Raw genomic sequence first — 15,580 nt, 5'->3', positions numbered from 1 at the left:
CGGTCTTGCGGGCCTTTACGTCTGCTGCGGTGACCGTGATGAGGTCCTCCGGGCCGCAGGAGAAGATGTCGCAGATCGCGGAGATGAGCTGCAGTGCGACGCGTTCGGGCTTCTGGTTCACGAGCCGATAGACCTGGGGGCGGGAGAGGACGATCCCGCGCTCGGCGAGCAGCGGTATGAGGTCGGTGGTGTTGTGAAGGCCTCGCGCGGCCATCAGCTCCGCAAGGCGCCAGCGATACTCAACCTGCCGCTTCACCAGTCACCTCCCGGGCGCCTGAAGGCTTCCGTGACGGTCCGCTCGAGCCCGGTCCGCAGGGTCGTGGCGCGGAAGTCGTCGCTGACGAACTGATAGATGCCGGTCGTGGAGGCATGTTCGTGTCCCATCTGATACTGCACAAACCTAGGATCCCATCCATCCTCCAGAAGATGGGTCGCATAGGAACGCCGCAACGAATGCAGGTCCAACCCGTCCGAGGGGATCCCGAGCTCCTGGACATAGCGGCGCAGCCGCCGCAGGAGAGTGGATTCGCTGATCAGCCCACCGCGTTCGCTGGGGAACAGGTCAAGCGTGTCGAGGGTGCCGCGGCCGTTGGCGAGCCAGTCCTCGAAGATCCCGGGGGTCCAGTCGAAGACCGTCAGCACGCTGCGGGGCTTCGGAGGGGAAGCCCTGCGGGACTTGCCGAAGCGGACCTTGCAGACCCCGAACCTCCCGAACCGGCGGGCGTGCGGGTTGGCGGCGAAGTCCACCGCCTGCAGGTGTCTCAGCTCGTTGAACCGCAGCCCGTAGGAGTAGGCCGCCTTGAGCATGACCGCGTCCCGGTAGGCCGACTGCCAGCCCTTCTTTCCGGAGGCTGCGGCGCGTTCGACCTCGTCGTCAGCGTGGTCGAAGAGCATCTGCAGCTCCCGGCGTGTGAACGGGCGCTTCGCAGGCCCGCCCTCGTATTCCTGCACGTGTGGGGCGCTGTTCCACTCGAAGAACACCTGGGCCGGGTGGGTGCCGAAGAGCTCTTCGCAGCGTCGGTCCCAGCCGTAGTCGGGGTTGGCGATGTAGGAGGTGAATGCCCTCAGGGCGGATTGCTGGGCCCGCACCGAGGAGTGTGACAGGCGCTTGATGGAGCGCAGATCGCCGAAGTACTCCTCGACATGGGCCGGCGTCCAGTTCCACGGAAACTCGTTCATGTGCTCGATAAACCGGCGGACATAGCGGATCCGCTGGGCGATCGTGTCGAACTGCAGGTTGCGCGAGAGCTGCTGGTTGCGCCACCCGTCCAGCATTTCCTCGACGGTGTGCTGCTCGGGATGCAGCAGCGGAACCGACCCCGCCACAACAAGCACCCGACCTGACCGGTCCACACCCAATTTCCGCCTCCAGACGCCGCACAAACAAACGAATCAATGATTCATCAGATGAGACTTCAAGGCAAACCTGCAGGTCAGAGACAGTTTCCGAGTCCGAACAAGACTGCGCCGCGCCCTCAAGCGGATGCCGCGCCGAAGCCGACAACAGAGCCGGGATCAGCCAGTGATCCGCGTAAACTCGCCCTTCCATGGGCGTCCCGCATCACAGCGGGGAGAGGAGCCGTCATGATTCATCAGATGAAATACGCAGACTACGCCATGTCATATGCGCCGTTATCGGTATTCAGCTGCAACGGTTCACGCAACGGGTATCGCGTGGCCGGACGTGTCAGTGAACCCGGGAAGCATAGCTGCCTGCCGGCCCGGGCTCCTTCCAGTTGCTTAGGGAAGGGGAGCGGTGCGATACTGTTTTCAACGCTTTCGCCAAGCGCTTCTTTTACCGCGCCCATTTTACTTGACATAATCTCCATTATCGGCAAAACAAAACGCCTAGTCAGAAGGGGTTTTTGGCCAATTTGTTGTTTCACAGGCGACATGTCCGAATTACAACTGAGTTGTCCAAAAGTCTCAGCGGTGTGTCCAACGAACTCGTCGAGATCGCAATCGACATCATTACCAGCAGAACTGCCGAGTTCGGAGTCAGCCTCGACGACCTGCGGCCCGGCTGCGTTCGCGGCTACTGACGGCCACAGAAAAATCGGTCTGCTCACTCTCCAGCCAAAGGTTTGGACAGATCGGCCGTCACAACACCCGGTTGAGCACCCCTGAATCCACGCTCGTCTGTTGGACAAGTAGCCAGACACTCACGACAACTCGGCTGTTATCGGACACAATTCTGTTGTTTCACAGGCGACATGTCCGAATTACAACTGAGTTGTCCAAAAGTCTCAGCGGTGTGTCCAACGAACTCGTCGAGATCGCAATCGACATCATTACCAGCAGAACTGCCGAGTTCGGAGTCAGCCTCGACGACCTGCGGCCCGGCTGCGTTCGCGGCTACTGACGGCCACAGAAAAATCGGTCTGCTCACTCTCCAGCCAAAGGTTTGGACAGATCGGCCGTCACAACACCCGGTTGAGCACCCCTGAATCCACGCTCGTCTGTTGGACAAGTAGCCAGACACTCACGACAACTCGGCTGTTATCGGACAAATTCACGTGTTGTTTCACAGGCGACACGTGCAAATCATAACCGAGTTGTCCAAAAGTCTCAGCGGTTGGCGAATACCGTCATCCCAACAGCCACAAACGCTTGGCAGAAAGCGCCAATGGGCCGACTGTGGTGAACAGATCCCGCTAATGGTCCACGTCAAATGAGATTGGGCCACTTTAGATGAGACAGGCAGTGGAAAAGGACAGTGGCACGGGACCGGCCATGGAACGGGAGTTCTCGCAGCTACTTCTACTCCCGTGAGTTTTTGCCGTAACGAACGTTATGTCAAGTAAATCGCCGCCTAAGACAACTATCGGCAAAAGCCGCGACCCTCATTTCTTCTGACCAGGTTCCTTGCTTCTGCGGATCAGCCAGTTCGGTGGCTTCCCAGGCCGCCGTTTCCGCGGCCTGGGACTCGACCTGGTCCGCAGTCGTTTTCCGTATCGCCTCACCGAGCCGGTTGAAACGTGCCGCCGGTCCGCCGCCGCTGCCAGGGCATGCACGTAGTCGCCGAGCGGCTGATCCGCCGCTTCCGCCTGAACCCTGAGCAGATCCAGTGTCCTGGGACACCTCAATCGCCGGAGCCATGGCCAGCAGTCTGCCAACCGCATTCCCCGGGGGCTGATTCCGTAAGTCTCCGACCGCCTCGACAGATCCCCGGACCGGCCGTCAGCCTGAGACGATGGTCGGGTGAAACAGGACGAGGCCAAGACCGCGGACGGCACGGAGTGGATTCTGCAGATTCGTGTCCGGCTGGTCGGCACGGAGCCGGAAATTTGGCGTTTGCTGGAGATCCGCGGTTCCGTCCAGCTCGCCCAGGTACACCGGATCCTTCAGGTGGCGTTCGGCTGGGAGGATGTCCATCTGCACCGGTTCACCGACAGCGACCCGTTTGCGCCGCTGCGTCCGGCCGACGGCGCGCTCCCCGAGCCTCTCCAGTGGCTCCCGGCAGAATGGTGCGAAGAGCCCACGGACAGGCCGGAGGAGCACTGTTCCCTGGAGCAGCTTCTGGCCCGGGGTTCTGGGAAAGCCTTCTACGAGTACGACTTTGGCGACAGCTGGCTTCACGGACTCGAACTGCTCTCCCGCCGGCCGGCAGAACCGGGCACACCGCCGGCGCGGCTGACCGACGGGGCCCGCCGGGGCCCCCTGGAGGACTGTGGCGGCTTCCCCGGATACGAGGACCTCCTCGATGCTCTGGCCGATCCTGCCCACCCGGACCACGCCGAACTCTCGGCCCGGGTCGCAGAAACCACCGGAACCGACAAGCCGTTTGATCCGGAGTTTCTGGACGTCGCGGCCGTCAACCGTGAGCTGTCCGCCCTTTCCTCCGCAGCGAAGTAGGACGCTCGTCAACTCATGTGGACGGGACGGTTGGGCCGTCCCCGGCGCCGTTGGCATGCGCGCCAGGTTCCACTTCCGCGGTGGGATTTATAGGGCGCCTCCAGCGGTAACATCTGCTGAATGGACACGGGACGAGAGAACATCATTGCCAGGCTCTACGCGGATGCCGGCCGGCTGAAGGGTCTCAGTCTGGAAGACCTCGGCTACATTCCACACCCCCGGGATCTCTCCGACGACGAGCGGGGCGGCCTGGATGCCGAGACGCTGGCATGGATGGCCGCGATACCGGAGGCGGAACGGGCCCGGAGGCTGGACCAGGCCCGTCTGCTGGCCGGGGCCATCTGGCACGCCTCCATCATCCTCATCGACCAACTGTTCGAAGATATTCACCTGCTGCATGGCAAGAGGCCGATCACGCGCGAGGACATCGACGAAACGTGGGTTCTTTCGGGCCTGCCGGGGCAGTACGCGGATAAGTACAACGGGCTCTTCGCCCAGCGTTTCCTGATCGTGGCCGCCGACATGACAACCAAGCTGGCAGCCGACTGGACGTACCCGACCTGCGTGGCGCAGGAGCTTGCCGTACGGTGCCTGCTGGACCAGGTCGAGGTCACCGCGGACACCTACGACCTTGAGCTTGAGCCGGACTGGCGGGGCATGCTCACCGAGAGAATCCTCGAAGACACCGACAGCGACATGCTGTACGACCGAAGCCTTGACGGATTCCAACACGATGAAGGATTCAACCAGCAGTTGCGGCTGGCCCCCATGGCACTCGAGCACTGGTTCGAACCATTCAACGAAGAGAGACATGTAACGCCCTACGCCCGCTGATCCACTCCCCCGCCGTGACCTACAGGCGGACTACCCGCACCCGCGGCCAGGCGTTCCTCGAGCGCCGCGCGGCGTCAAAACCGTTCCCGTGCCTCACTCCGCTTCACCCGGTTCTCCCATCGGTTCCGTGTTCCAGCGCCGCCGTGATTACTGCAGAGAAGGAAGCGCTTCCCGCTTCCGCGGCGGAAGGGCCTCGTAGGCTGATCGACTCGTACCTCTCGATAAGGTGCGATTGATGGCCGTGCTTCGCCTTGACAGGTGCTGGCCGGGCCTGGCTCCGGGGTTCCCCACACAGGTGATTTGAGACTGGGAAGGGTTAGGAGTCGTCCGCTGGGAGCTGGTCCAAGGCGGCGGTGAGCTGGTCCTCCCCCGGGACCAGCGCCTTGTCCGCGGCCGGCAACTGCTCATATGTATATGTGGAAACGGCCATCGGCGATGTCGAATGTCCCAGGCTGTAGCGGACGGTGTGATCGTTTTTGCTGCCGCAGATCAGGATCCCGACCGTCTCGTTGTGAAACTGGCGCTTCATGAGGTCGTCGACGACGGCGACGTAGAAGTTCAGCTTGCCGGCATACTCGGGCTGGAACCTGCCCGTCTTCAGCTCGAAGACGTAATAGCGCAGCTGCTCGACGTGGAAGAACAGCAGGTCGATATAGAAGTCGTCGCCCCCGACCTCCAGATGCACCTGCCGCCCAACGAATGCGAAGCCCGGACCGAGCTCGCGCAGCGTCTCGACAATCCGGTCAGTCAGCCGCTGCTCGAGGTCCCGCTCTGCCACTTCACCGGTCAGGCCCAGGAATTCAAAGTTGTACGGGTCCTTCGCTGCCTGCTGTACCAACTCCGACCCCGGCGCCGGAAGCACTTCCGCGAAATTCGAGGGCGCGGAACCTGTCCGCTCCATCGCCTGGCCCATGATCATGTTCAGCAGCACGTTCCGGGACCACCCGTACTCAACAGCTGCCCCGGCGTACCAGTCCAGCGCTTTGCGGTCATCGAGCTTGTCGATCAGGATACGGATGTGGCCCCAGGGCAAATGTGCCACAAGCTGTGGCACATTTGGTCCGCTCCCCCAGAGTTCGGCCATGCTCCTCATGTACTGCAGATTCCGTCGGGAGAAGCCGGAGATCTCCGGGAATTCCGCCCGCAGGTCCTCGGCAAGCCTGCCAACAACGCCGCTACCCCACCCTTGGACTTCCTGACGCTGAAGGATGTCCCGCCCGATGGACCAGTACAGCTCGATCAACTGGGTGTTCACAGTGCGCAGAGCCTGAGCGCGGATGCTGCGAACCCGCTCCTTTAGTAACCCAAGGAGATCCTGATAGTCGTCGGGTAGGGCAATCTCACGGGCAGCCATGACCTCTACGATATCGGCAGGAACATCTCGTCTTCAGACGAAAGCAATGGATGCAACGTCGTTACGCCTCGAGCATCTGCCCGGTCAAGAGGTTGCCGGTGCCGGTAGGGTCGATGATGGCCGGCGGCGTGGCCCGTCGGCGGACGGAAAGGATTTCGCACGCACCGGCCAGTTAGTCTCAGTGAGACTGATCTTCCTCCCCGGGTTTGTGGAGCTGCGGGTCCCGGGCATGAGACATGCCGTGATAACCCAACAGGCTCACTTAGTCTACGTTTTCACCACCCGTCGCCAGGAGACAGCTATGTAAGGCCAACGAGAGCCCAGCCCAGGCCCGCTAGCGCGACACGGATCGAATGCAGCTAACACCGTCAGCGCGCCCCCGGACGGAGCACACCACCGAGTTTTGAGACAATATATAATCCGGCTCTGACTAACCGCGTAGGGAAGCAGTCCCAGTGGCTCGCTGAACCTCTAGCAGTGCCCTCCTCTGCTATAGCTGGAGCATCGCCACGCAACGAAAGGGGCGCCTCATCGTAAGCAGGATCGCCGTGATCAGCGCTGGAGTCCTCGGATCAGCCCTGGCCGGTGAGCTGGCCGGTACCGGCACTGAAGAGGCCATCATGCTGCACGCATGCCTGTATTCGTGATGACCCATAACGAGACGCATGGGAGTCAGCACCGCCCAATTTGGTTGCTCTTGGGCTTTCTCTCGCTCGGGATTCTCGCGTCAGCGCTGATGCTCCTCGGTCCCGGCTTGCTGCCAGGGGGCCCGGAGTGCACGGTCGAGACCTTGGAGGGAGAGGTCGAGCTCGACCGTGATGAGGCGCAGCTGGCCACGACGGCGGTGGTGCTTCTGGCTCGCGGCATGGAGGCCCCGGACACCTCCGGCATCGACGAGGCCGTGCTGCAGCGGCTGGCCGCCGGTCCGCCCGGGGACGCTGGCCCCAGTCTGACCTGCCAGGGCTCATCCGCCGGTGACCTGCAGGAACAGCAGCTGACTGCCACCGGCCTGACACCACGCGCCGAGGATTTGCGCGAGGCGATGACCGAGGTGTTCGGCGACCAAAGCCTGGGCGGGTTCGCTCCGGGTGGCATCGATCAGGGACACGGAGCGGACTCGACGCACTACGACGGCCGGGCCATTGACATCTTCTTCCGCCCAGTGACGGAGGAGAACCGGCGTGAGGGGTGGATGCTGGCCCACTGGCTCGTCGCTCATGCCGAGGAGCTGGACATCCAGTACATCATTTTCGACGACCGGTTCTGGAGCGTCTACAGCCCTCGAGGACAGTGGCAGGACTATGAGGCACCGGAGCCCGGCAATGAAATCCTGCGCCACCTTGACCATGTGCACGTGGACGTGCTGGGTAGCCGCGGGATGCGTTTGGTAGGGAACGCAAGGCGAGTTGGCCCTTTCGTTGCCGGCCTCCGTGAGACAGCGATACTGCCAGCAAAACTAAGTGTCCTGTCTCATTCAAGTTGGACCATCAGACGTTGATTTCCTGCGGGTGGTTCAACTTAAGTGAGACGGGATTTCGCGACTTTGTCTCACTACAGTTGGCCCAGACAGGTGAATCTGGAATGTGGGCTCTTCATAGGGATTTCGATAGTGCTACAGGCCGAGTCCCGGACCGCGTAGCTCGTCTGTTGCCCGCTGTTGTTCGCGCACGGCGCGTTCTGCGGCAAGCCTGGCCTGCCGTTGGGCGTCGGTTTCCGGGGCCTTCTGCTCTGCCGGTTTCTGCTCCACGGTTTTCTTAGCCTGCTGTTCGGCGACCATTTTCTCCATCCTGGTCATCAGGCGCGGCTTTTCCGTTTGCGCCGGGGTGATGGCTGTTGGCTCCTGGCCGTGAGTCTTGCGGTCGGTGTCGGAGGCCTGTTGCGCGGGCGCCTGCAGGGCGTGGGTGTTCTTGGTGCGTTCCACGGCGTTGATGGCGTCCAGCGTCCGGTCCTGGTCGGTGGCGTGGTCCGGCAGTGCGCGGGAGCGTTTGCTGACGGTCACGGCCTGCTCGTGGAGCTGGCGGCCGATGTCGTCGTTTCTGAACCGCTCCGGCACGGGTGTGGCCTGGGTTTCGGGGATGTTGTAGCGGGCACGGAACACCTCAAGGGTTGCTGCGGTGTCGCGCCACTGCCGGGCAGCGTCGGGGCGTGCCGGCACCGGCCCGAGTTTCTGTGCCCATTCCGGGGGGTCGACGGCCAGCAGGTGCCCACGTTCCTCGAACCGTGCCGCGAGGACCTGACGCCGTGCGGCGAGTTCTTCCCGCCACGGCCCGGGCAGGTACTCACTTGCTGCTGCCCGTGAGGGGGCCAGCCATTCCGGCAGCCGGTCCGGCACATCAGTGGCGGTGTCAGGGCGCGGGGTGAGGGCGCGGAGTCGTTCTTCGGCACGGGCGCGTGCTGCGATGGCTTCCTGCCCGAGCGCCCTCTGGTTGCCGGCGGCGGCCACGGGATCACCGGCACCGTGCTGGGTGCGGCTCCCGCGCTCTGCTGCTTCGGCCGTCCGCTGTCCGTCTTTGAGCTGCTGGGTGCGGATCCGGTGCTCGTCCTGGAGTGCACGGAGCTGTTGATGTGCCTGCCGGGCGGCGGCGGCGTCGTTGATGGAGGATTGTTCCCGCGCGCTGAACCGGGTGGTGAAGATCCTGCGTTCCAGCTCGGCGTCCGTGAGCTTGCCGTGGCGGCGGTTCGCCCAGTGCCCGGCCGGTTTGGGGCCGTCGCCTGCGGCGCCTTCCCGTGCGGTGCCGGCGGCGGCTTCCGCATCGGTGCGGAGCTTGGCCAGCTGGTCGTCGGTGAGTTGCTGGAGCGGGCGCTCCCCTGCCTGGGCGAGGAGTTCGGGTGCCTTCTCCATGATCTTTTCCAGCCGCCACGCGAGCACGGCGGACTGGTCCTCTGCGCTGTCGAATTCCCGTTGGCCTGCCGCCGTGCGCAGCAGCCCGGCCGGGTCCCAGCCGCCGTGCTCGGCGCCGGCCAGGTGGGTCGCCACTGCTCCCCATGATTCGGCGGTGATGAATGGTTCCGCGTCCGGTCCCAGGACGTCCCGGACCATGGCCGCCATGCGGATAGTGTTCGCTTCCTCGGTGACGTAGCGGTACTGGTCGGCCAGGGTCAGCGGCGAGTTGATCCGGTCGTATTCGGTGGCCAGGGTTTCGTGCGCGGAGGAATCCTGGCTGTGGTTCCCGGCGATCGCGGCAAGAACAGTGTCGCGGTCCTGTCCTTCCTCAACGGCGACGAACAGGACGTTCTCGTCGCGTCCGCGGGTAGCGGCGACGTAGGCGTTTTCCCGTGACGTTGCCGCGTCGAGGATCGGGATGCCGGCGTCGCGGGTCATGCCCTGCGCCCGGTGGGTGGTCAGGGCGTAGCCAAGGTGGACGTGGACGGAAACGTACTCCGCGGGCAGGCGGATCTTCCCGCCGTGGTCCAGGTGGGCCACGGACAGGGAACCGTCTTCGTGGGCCTGTTCGACGGTCCACAGGTCGCCGTTCTTCACGACGTCCCGGCCGCGCTTGACCTTCAGCTCGTTGTTGTTGGAGCGGGTGACGATGTGGTCGCCGGCCCATGCCCGGGAGCCGTCGCGCAGCTGCACGCAGGTCCCTGTCCCGGCGACTTCGCCGGTCTGGATGCGGTAGGCCTGCGCGCGTTCGGACAGGCGCTGGGAGCTTTCGTTGGTGGGTGCCATCATCACCGCGGCGTCGCCCTGGTTCAGGCGGGCCTGCCACCGTGCGAAGGCGAGGCCTTCAACAATGTCGATGTTCCCGGCCTGGATGCGGCCGTTGGTTTTGTACCAGGCGAACGGGTCCGCTTCGTGGGCCGTTGGGGTGCGCAGCAGCAGGGAGGCTGCCGCTTCTTCGGGGCTGTTGAACCGGTGGATGGTGTCGAGTTCGGTGGCGCCGATTTCGTTGATCAGCAGGCGCAGGGCGCCGCCTGCCTGGACGGCTGAGAGCTGCCGGTCATCGCCGATGAGCCGGACGAGTCCGCCTCCGGCCTCGACTACCCGGACGACGTCGGCGAGTTTGCCGGTGCCCTGCATCCCGGCTTCATCGACGATCACGACCGTGCCTGGAGTAACCGTAAACGGACCGGCCATCGAGGTCCGTTCCCGGTCCGGGTCCTGGTTGGGGTCTTGGCCGGGGTGGCGGTTGGCGTGCAGGAATTTGTCCGTGGTCGCTGCCGCCACGCCGAGCTGCCCGCCGAGGTTGGCGGCGGCGACGGCGGAGGGGGCGAGCCCGATGACCCGGCTGCCGGCGTGGGTGATCGCGGCGCGGACCAGGCCCATGGAGCTGGATTTGCCGGTGCCGGCCGCGCCGATGCCGACGCTGAGCAGCTTTGATGAGGTGGCGAACTCGCGGGCGAGGGCGATCTGCCCGGTGTCCAGCGGGTGGGATTTCTCGCCCGTGGCGACGGCCTGGTGGTAGGCGGCCAGCGCGGCGTCGAAGTCCTGCATCGAGGCGGCCGGGATGACGTCTTTGCGTCCGGCGCGCAGCAGCAGGTTCTCGTCTTCGAGGATCTTCTTGGAGGTGTAGCGGGTGTCGGTGCGGTGGTTGAAGTCGGCCGTGCCGGCGTTGCGGGTCAGTGCCTCGAAGCGTCCGTGGACCTGGTCCGGCGTGATGCGCACGGACGCGGCACCAAGGCTGCGGGAGACAACATCGGCCACCGTTCCGGCCGGAACCGGCCCATGTTCGGAGGCGTATTCCTTGGCCCAGCGGTTGGCTTCGGCCATGACGTTCTGCGCAGTCCAGGTGGAGCGTTTGTCCGAGACCGCGTCGATGATCCGGCGGGCTGCGGCGTCAACGTCGATCCCTGTTGCGATGGGCCGGATGGTGTTGGAGCGGGTTCCGGTGATCCGAGCGAGGTCGTCCCCGGTGTAGAGGGTGCCGGCTTCCTGCCGCCACGTGATGGCCTGCTCGGCGAGGGTTTTGGGTGCTTCTTTATCGGGCCGGGTGTCCAGTGTCGCGGCCTGGGCGAGCTTGATCAGGGCGGCACGGTCGGGGCTGTACCCGTGCTGTTCCTCGTAGGCCTGGCGCAGTTCGGCCAGGCTGGAACGGATACCCTCGCTGCGCTTAGAGAACAAAGAAACAAGTTCCCGCGGGACTGAGGCGATCTCCATGACGGGCTGCCTGGACCCATTCACGGTGCGGGCTTCGAACCGGACGCCGTGCTCTTCCAGGTAGGCCTGGATCCGGGTGTTGTAGTGCTCCGAGACGGCCACGGCGGAGCGGTGCAGGAGCTTACCGTCGATGCTCTTCCAGTTGCCCTGAAGGTCCTGGACCTTGTTCGAGACGACGACATGGGTGTGCAGGTTGGGGTCCCCCAGGCGGGAGTCATGGTGCCGGAACGCGGTCGCGATGAGTCCGCCCTTGACGGAGCTTTGGGCGATGCCGTTGGTGCCCAGGCGGGTGGCCAGGGCGTGGGTTTCCAGATACTCGATCGAGTCATTCAGCGCGGCCTGCTGGGCGTCCTCGACCAGCCGGCGGGTATCGGCATCCCCGAGGGCCCACAGCACGGAGATGCTTTTCACCGGGGTGAAGGTCAGGTCGTAGCCGGCGACGGCGCTCTGCTGCGGCCGCAGCGCGGCGGTGATGAACTTTCCCAGTTCCTCCTTCGACGCGGGAGGCCGCCCGTGCCCTTCGCGGAACATCACCGCGCCCGCGGTGGCCCGGATCCGGTGCCGTTCCGCGGCGTTCGGCTTGCGCCCGCGCAGGCGTACGAAGTCGCTTTCGCGGACGCTGATGTCCTGCGCGAGGCTGTTGTCCTTAGGCGCGTACTCGTAGTATCTGCGCCCAAGTTTGGCTTCCTTCTCGGCGGCCTTTTCGGCTGCCTTGGCCGCCATGCCGGAAGCGGACTTGGCGTGAAGGATGGCTTCGTACTCCGGGTGCCGGCCCTTGCCGAACAGGTTCGCCATCTGCGCCTCGGTGACGTTCCCCCGGACGCCGAGTGCGGTCGCGCCGCGGCCCAGCCACTGCCCCGGCGGGAGCCCGGCCATGGTGTAGTAGTCGCCGAGCTGCCGGTCCCCGGCGCGCAGTTCATCACCGCTGGCGGTCTCCTGCGTGTAGTACAGGTAGCCGGTGCCAGCACTGAGAACGTGCAGCGACATCATGACCCGACTCTAACGGAATCGGCCTCGTTTATTCGAAATGCAAGAGGTGTGACTGGATTCGGCGTTTTGAGTCTGATGCGAGCGTGCGAGTATCGGTTCGAAAAACATCGGATTCGGTCCATCAGTCTTGGTGCGGGTATCCATATGAGAAGCGTCAGCTTCGATTGTTGATACACGCTGGCAAGGGTTATGCACAGCTCGGTCACCCACAGGGGTTCCTGGTCCGGCTCACGCGAGGTGTGTGTAACCCCTGCCAGCGGCCCGCACCGGGGGCTGACGCCGCCGGTCCGGCAAGCGGCCGGCTATTGCCCGGCGGTGACCCTGCTCGAGTGTCAGCGCCTGTCTGCCCGGGCGTCCGGAACAACACGGGTCCGGCTTCTAACCGTTAGGTCGGGTGTCCTGCCGGGTTCTGTCAGAATGGGGTGGAAGAACGTATAACCCGACGACAACCCGAGGGGGCCGTGATGGCTGGCAAGGCACGCAATTCGATGATGGTTCAGGCGCGCCGCAAGACCGAAGAGCTGGCCGCGAAGCGGCGCGAGCGTGAGGCGGAACTTCACTCGCTGGCCACCGATTACCATGCGGCGACGATGATGGCCGAGGCCACGGTGGAGGAAGCCGAGCGTCAGGCCGCGGAGCTGATCGCTGCCGCGAAGAAAAACGCGGAAGCCGCCGTCGAGGATGCGAAGGAAACGGTGCGGAAGATGCTCGCTACGGGGGAAACCCGGAAGGGCATCGCCGAGCTCCTGGACGTCAGCGTGTCCTACGTGCGGAGCATCGACGTGGCAGCGTCCAAGAAGCCCAAGCCCGCCGCCGATAGCGGCGGCACCGGTGCCGAGGGCTCAGAAGAGAGTAGGGGCGTTGGGGTCGTGTCCGGACATGAGGGGTCGGATCACTGATTCGTCCCAGCCGTGCTCTTTGAGGGCGTCGCGGAGCTGCCGGGACTGTGCGGCGAAGTTGGCGCGTCCGGTGCCGCGCCAGCGCCATGTATGGGCGTTGGCGTGGCGTCTTTTGTGTGAGCGGTCACGAAGGTTATCTGCCTGGGTTCCCGGGTACAGGTGGCTGTCCTTCCCGCCGGTGGCGCGGACACACAGCGGGATGTCGCAGGAGTGCATGAGCTTGATTTCCGCCGGCAGCTGCTCGCCGGTGAGCAGCAGGTAGGCGAAGCGTTGCGGGCGGAGGGCCTGCTGCCCGCCGGCGGTCTTGATCCAGTAGCGGCCATAGCCGTCATCGCCGACGGCTCCGGTCCAGAGCCAGCAGTCATTCGTCCGCGGTCCTTTGATGATCTTGGGCCAGAACCGGGCCTCGTCCGGTGACACGCTCATGGCCGGTTCATCGTCTCGGCCAGCGGCGTTCCAGCCTGTTGGCGGCGACGAAGAAGGCCACGGTAAACAGCAGTCCGGGTAACGCGTGGAGCAGGTCTTGGCCGAGCCAGGTCCCTACAGCTGAGATGAGGGCGATGACGCCGGCGGCTTTGCACAGGAAGATCAGGAGTCCCCGGCCGGCGGTTACCGGGTGTGTTAGCGCGAAGACCGTCCACCCGCCCAGGGCGAGGGCGGCGAAGACTGCGAGGAAGATCAGGATGAACAATGGTGCGCTCCTAGTATTCGGTCCGATCGTTACTCCCCTGGTCGAGGTCCCGGGCTGCCCGCCCTGGTTGCCTGATTCAGCTGCATCTTGTATCCATGTGCGCCTGCGAATGTCTGGTCTTGATGGCGGTTAAAGAGGAAGGGAAGGGCCTGCACCTGGTGCCGGCCCTTCCCTTCGTTTCCCTCAGCAAAAGGAAAATTGTGGTGCTGCATCGGTGCCACGGCTGCCCGGGCCGGTGGTCTTCCCTGCAGAACTCTACCCAGCCACCCTGACACTACGCAGGCTCTCCTCGGGCGGCACCGTGTTCTTCTGGGGTACGGGTCAGGGAACGTTCCGCCGGTCGACCCACACGGCATCGACCGGGCCGGGAATTCCGGAACCGTGAAGGGTAAATGCTTCCAGCTGCTCTTCTGCGATACTGTCCGCCCTGCTGTCCTGGCAGTAGTAGACGTCGGCGACGGGCCGCCGGTAATCGGATCCCATGGATGAGGCCTTTCGGAGTGGTTTTCCCTCCAGTCTGGCACTCTGGTTTCCCTGTCGGTTGTTAGGGGCTGCGCCCGCGCCAGCGTGTCGGCCGGCTGCCGGGGGAGCGCAGCGGCGGAGGCAGCCGGCCGACCATTTCCGAAACCGGGTGAGGCCCGCCCGTGCGGGCGGGCCTCCCTGATGTGGTTAGTGCTTGTAGGCGGTTTCCTTGTTCAGGGCCGGGCGGGGCAGGATGCCCATGTTGTAGAACTTGCGCAGCAGTTCCGCCAAACGGTAACCGGGATCCGCGGCGAGGGCCTTGTCCGTGTAGAGCCCGGCCGGGGTGCCTTTGCCCTTGTACCAGTTGATCCAACCCAACCCGGTCAACAGCGGCGCCCGGTACACGCCGGGGGCGAACCGCAGCAGGTGCACCAGCAACCGCTCCGCTGCGTCTACCCGTTCCCAGTCCGGCGCCGTCTCGGCCAGGCCGATCACGACTTTCCCGAACACGGTTTCGTCATCGCTGGTGTCGATGATGTCGGCCATCAGCCGGTCCCGCACCGGCTTGATTTGGAACGCTGCGCAAAGCTCGAGCGCTTCCGGCTCGTCGGGTTCGCCGCCGTTGCCGATCGCGGCATCGAAGGCGTGGCGGGCGGCGAGCATGGGCTCGGTCGTGAAGTCGACCGGATCGGCCACCATGTAATTCCCGGTGAGGAGGTCGATGGTGTCCGCGTTGCTGGTGGAGCTGCTGAACTCCGGTGCCGGGGCGTGCTCGGTGGTGCCGGGGTTGGATCCGCGGTAGATCATTTCCGCGCTCACGATACTGTTCTCAATCAGGGACGTGTCCTGCCAGCCGGTGCAGTCCGGGACCTCACAGCCGGGCTCGCACCGGTAATTCGCCCACCCGCCCGTGGTGACGATCCAGCCGTCACGGATCGGCATGCCCGCCGTCTCGAGTTCTTCGCGCAGGGCGTCGATCAGGTCGGCGTGGGGGCGTGCGCCTGACAGGGTGTTCTCGTCACTGTAGACGATGAACAAGGTGGCGTCCGCCGCCTCGTCCTTGCACACAAACGAGGTCAACGTCTGCGCGAACGAACGCACATCGCTGCCCGGTGTCGGTGCGTCCATCCGCAGCGTCGCGCCGAGCAGCGGCCCGGTCAGGGTGACCAGCACAATCGAGTCTTTCGGCTGGAAACCGAGCGTGTGGGGAACGTAGCTGAGGATATCGGCGGCGCTAACAGCTTTGATCTTGTTGTTCATGGGTTTTCGTGTCCTTTGCTGAGGATTCCGGGTGGCGGGGGCAGTCGCGTGACCGGCCAGCTTCCCCTCTCCCCCCGTTGTTTTTTGCCTGCTGGCGAAGCTTGCGGAGCTGTGCCCGTCGGAGTCACTGCTCAACC

Annotated in this window: 13 protein-coding genes; 4 read left to right on the top strand and 9 right to left on the bottom strand. The window is 64.5% G+C overall.

What is annotated here, in order from left to right:
* From HGO92_RS21640 to HGO92_RS21630, 3 genes are all read right to left on the bottom strand, one after another.
* A partial coding sequence (locus HGO92_RS21640; protein WP_169998551.1) for a helix-turn-helix domain-containing protein occupies positions 1–256 on the bottom strand: 256 nt, incomplete at its 3' end.
* On the bottom strand, positions 253–1,353 hold the full coding sequence (locus HGO92_RS21635) for a tyrosine-type recombinase/integrase (protein WP_346769054.1): 1,101 nt from the start codon (positions 1,351–1,353) through the stop codon (positions 253–255). The genes HGO92_RS21635 and HGO92_RS21640, both read right to left, overlap by 4 nt.
* Before the next feature lie 257 nt (positions 1,354–1,610).
* Positions 1,611–1,895 carry a hypothetical protein gene (locus HGO92_RS21630; protein WP_169998547.1) on the bottom strand — a complete coding sequence of 95 codons (285 nt, stop codon included), beginning with the start codon at positions 1,893–1,895 and terminating at the stop codon, positions 1,611–1,613.
* 1,306 nt (positions 1,896–3,201) lie between these two features.
* On the opposite strand from HGO92_RS21630, the gene HGO92_RS21625 reads away from it, so the two are divergent.
* Entirely contained in the window at positions 3,202–3,855 is a 654-nt protein-coding gene (locus HGO92_RS21625; RefSeq protein ID WP_169998545.1) for a plasmid pRiA4b ORF-3 family protein, read from the top strand.
* A 120-nt stretch (positions 3,856–3,975) separates the two neighbouring features.
* Positions 3,976–4,689, top strand: a complete 714-nt coding sequence (locus tag HGO92_RS21620) for a hypothetical protein (protein ID WP_169998543.1) — start codon at positions 3,976–3,978, stop codon at positions 4,687–4,689.
* A 316-nt stretch (positions 4,690–5,005) separates the two neighbouring features.
* On the opposite strand, the gene HGO92_RS21615 is transcribed toward HGO92_RS21620, so the two are convergent.
* On the bottom strand, positions 5,006–6,043 hold the full coding sequence (locus tag HGO92_RS21615; RefSeq protein WP_169998542.1) for a PDDEXK nuclease domain-containing protein: 1,038 nt from the start codon (positions 6,041–6,043) through the stop codon (positions 5,006–5,008).
* 631 nt (positions 6,044–6,674) lie between these two features.
* Here HGO92_RS21615 and HGO92_RS21610 point away from each other — a divergent pair.
* Positions 6,675–7,541 carry a VldE C-terminal domain-containing protein gene (locus HGO92_RS21610; protein ID WP_240974858.1) on the top strand — a complete coding sequence of 289 codons (867 nt, stop codon included), beginning with the start codon at positions 6,675–6,677 and terminating at the stop codon, positions 7,539–7,541.
* A gap of 114 nt (positions 7,542–7,655) precedes the next feature.
* Here the strand turns inward: HGO92_RS21610 and mobF are convergent, their stop codons facing one another.
* Positions 7,656–12,131 carry a MobF family relaxase gene (gene mobF / locus HGO92_RS21605; protein WP_240974857.1) on the bottom strand — a complete coding sequence of 1,492 codons (4,476 nt, stop codon included), beginning with the start codon at positions 12,129–12,131 and terminating at the stop codon, positions 7,656–7,658.
* A 464-nt stretch (positions 12,132–12,595) separates the two neighbouring features.
* Here mobF and HGO92_RS21600 point away from each other — a divergent pair, with 464 nt between their 5' ends.
* Positions 12,596–13,030, top strand: a complete 435-nt coding sequence (locus HGO92_RS21600; RefSeq protein WP_169998540.1) for a hypothetical protein — start codon at positions 12,596–12,598, stop codon at positions 13,028–13,030.
* On the opposite strand, the gene HGO92_RS21595 is transcribed toward HGO92_RS21600, so the two are convergent.
* The 4 genes from HGO92_RS21595 to HGO92_RS21580 form a co-directional block, all read right to left on the bottom strand.
* Positions 12,974–13,456 carry a hypothetical protein gene (locus HGO92_RS21595; RefSeq protein WP_169998538.1) on the bottom strand — a complete coding sequence of 161 codons (483 nt, stop codon included), beginning with the start codon at positions 13,454–13,456 and terminating at the stop codon, positions 12,974–12,976. The genes HGO92_RS21600 and HGO92_RS21595 overlap by 57 nt on opposite strands.
* Positions 13,457–13,463: 7 nt before the next feature.
* Positions 13,464–13,721: a chemotaxis protein gene (locus HGO92_RS21590; RefSeq protein WP_169998536.1), complete on the bottom strand. Its 258-nt coding sequence runs from the start codon at positions 13,719–13,721 to the stop codon at positions 13,464–13,466.
* A gap of 321 nt (positions 13,722–14,042) precedes the next feature.
* Positions 14,043–14,204, bottom strand: a complete 162-nt coding sequence (locus HGO92_RS21585; protein ID WP_169998534.1) for a hypothetical protein — start codon at positions 14,202–14,204, stop codon at positions 14,043–14,045.
* A 186-nt stretch (positions 14,205–14,390) separates the two neighbouring features.
* Positions 14,391–15,443 carry a DUF4192 domain-containing protein gene (locus HGO92_RS21580; protein WP_169998533.1) on the bottom strand — a complete coding sequence of 351 codons (1,053 nt, stop codon included), beginning with the start codon at positions 15,441–15,443 and terminating at the stop codon, positions 14,391–14,393.
* Positions 15,444–15,580 lie beyond the last annotated feature (137 nt).

This window comes from Crystallibacter degradans (genome assembly GCF_012952295.1).
Classification (GTDB): Bacteria; Actinomycetota; Actinomycetes; order Actinomycetales; family Micrococcaceae; genus Crystallibacter; species Crystallibacter degradans.
This window is presented reverse-complemented; position numbering and strand designations above follow the sequence as displayed.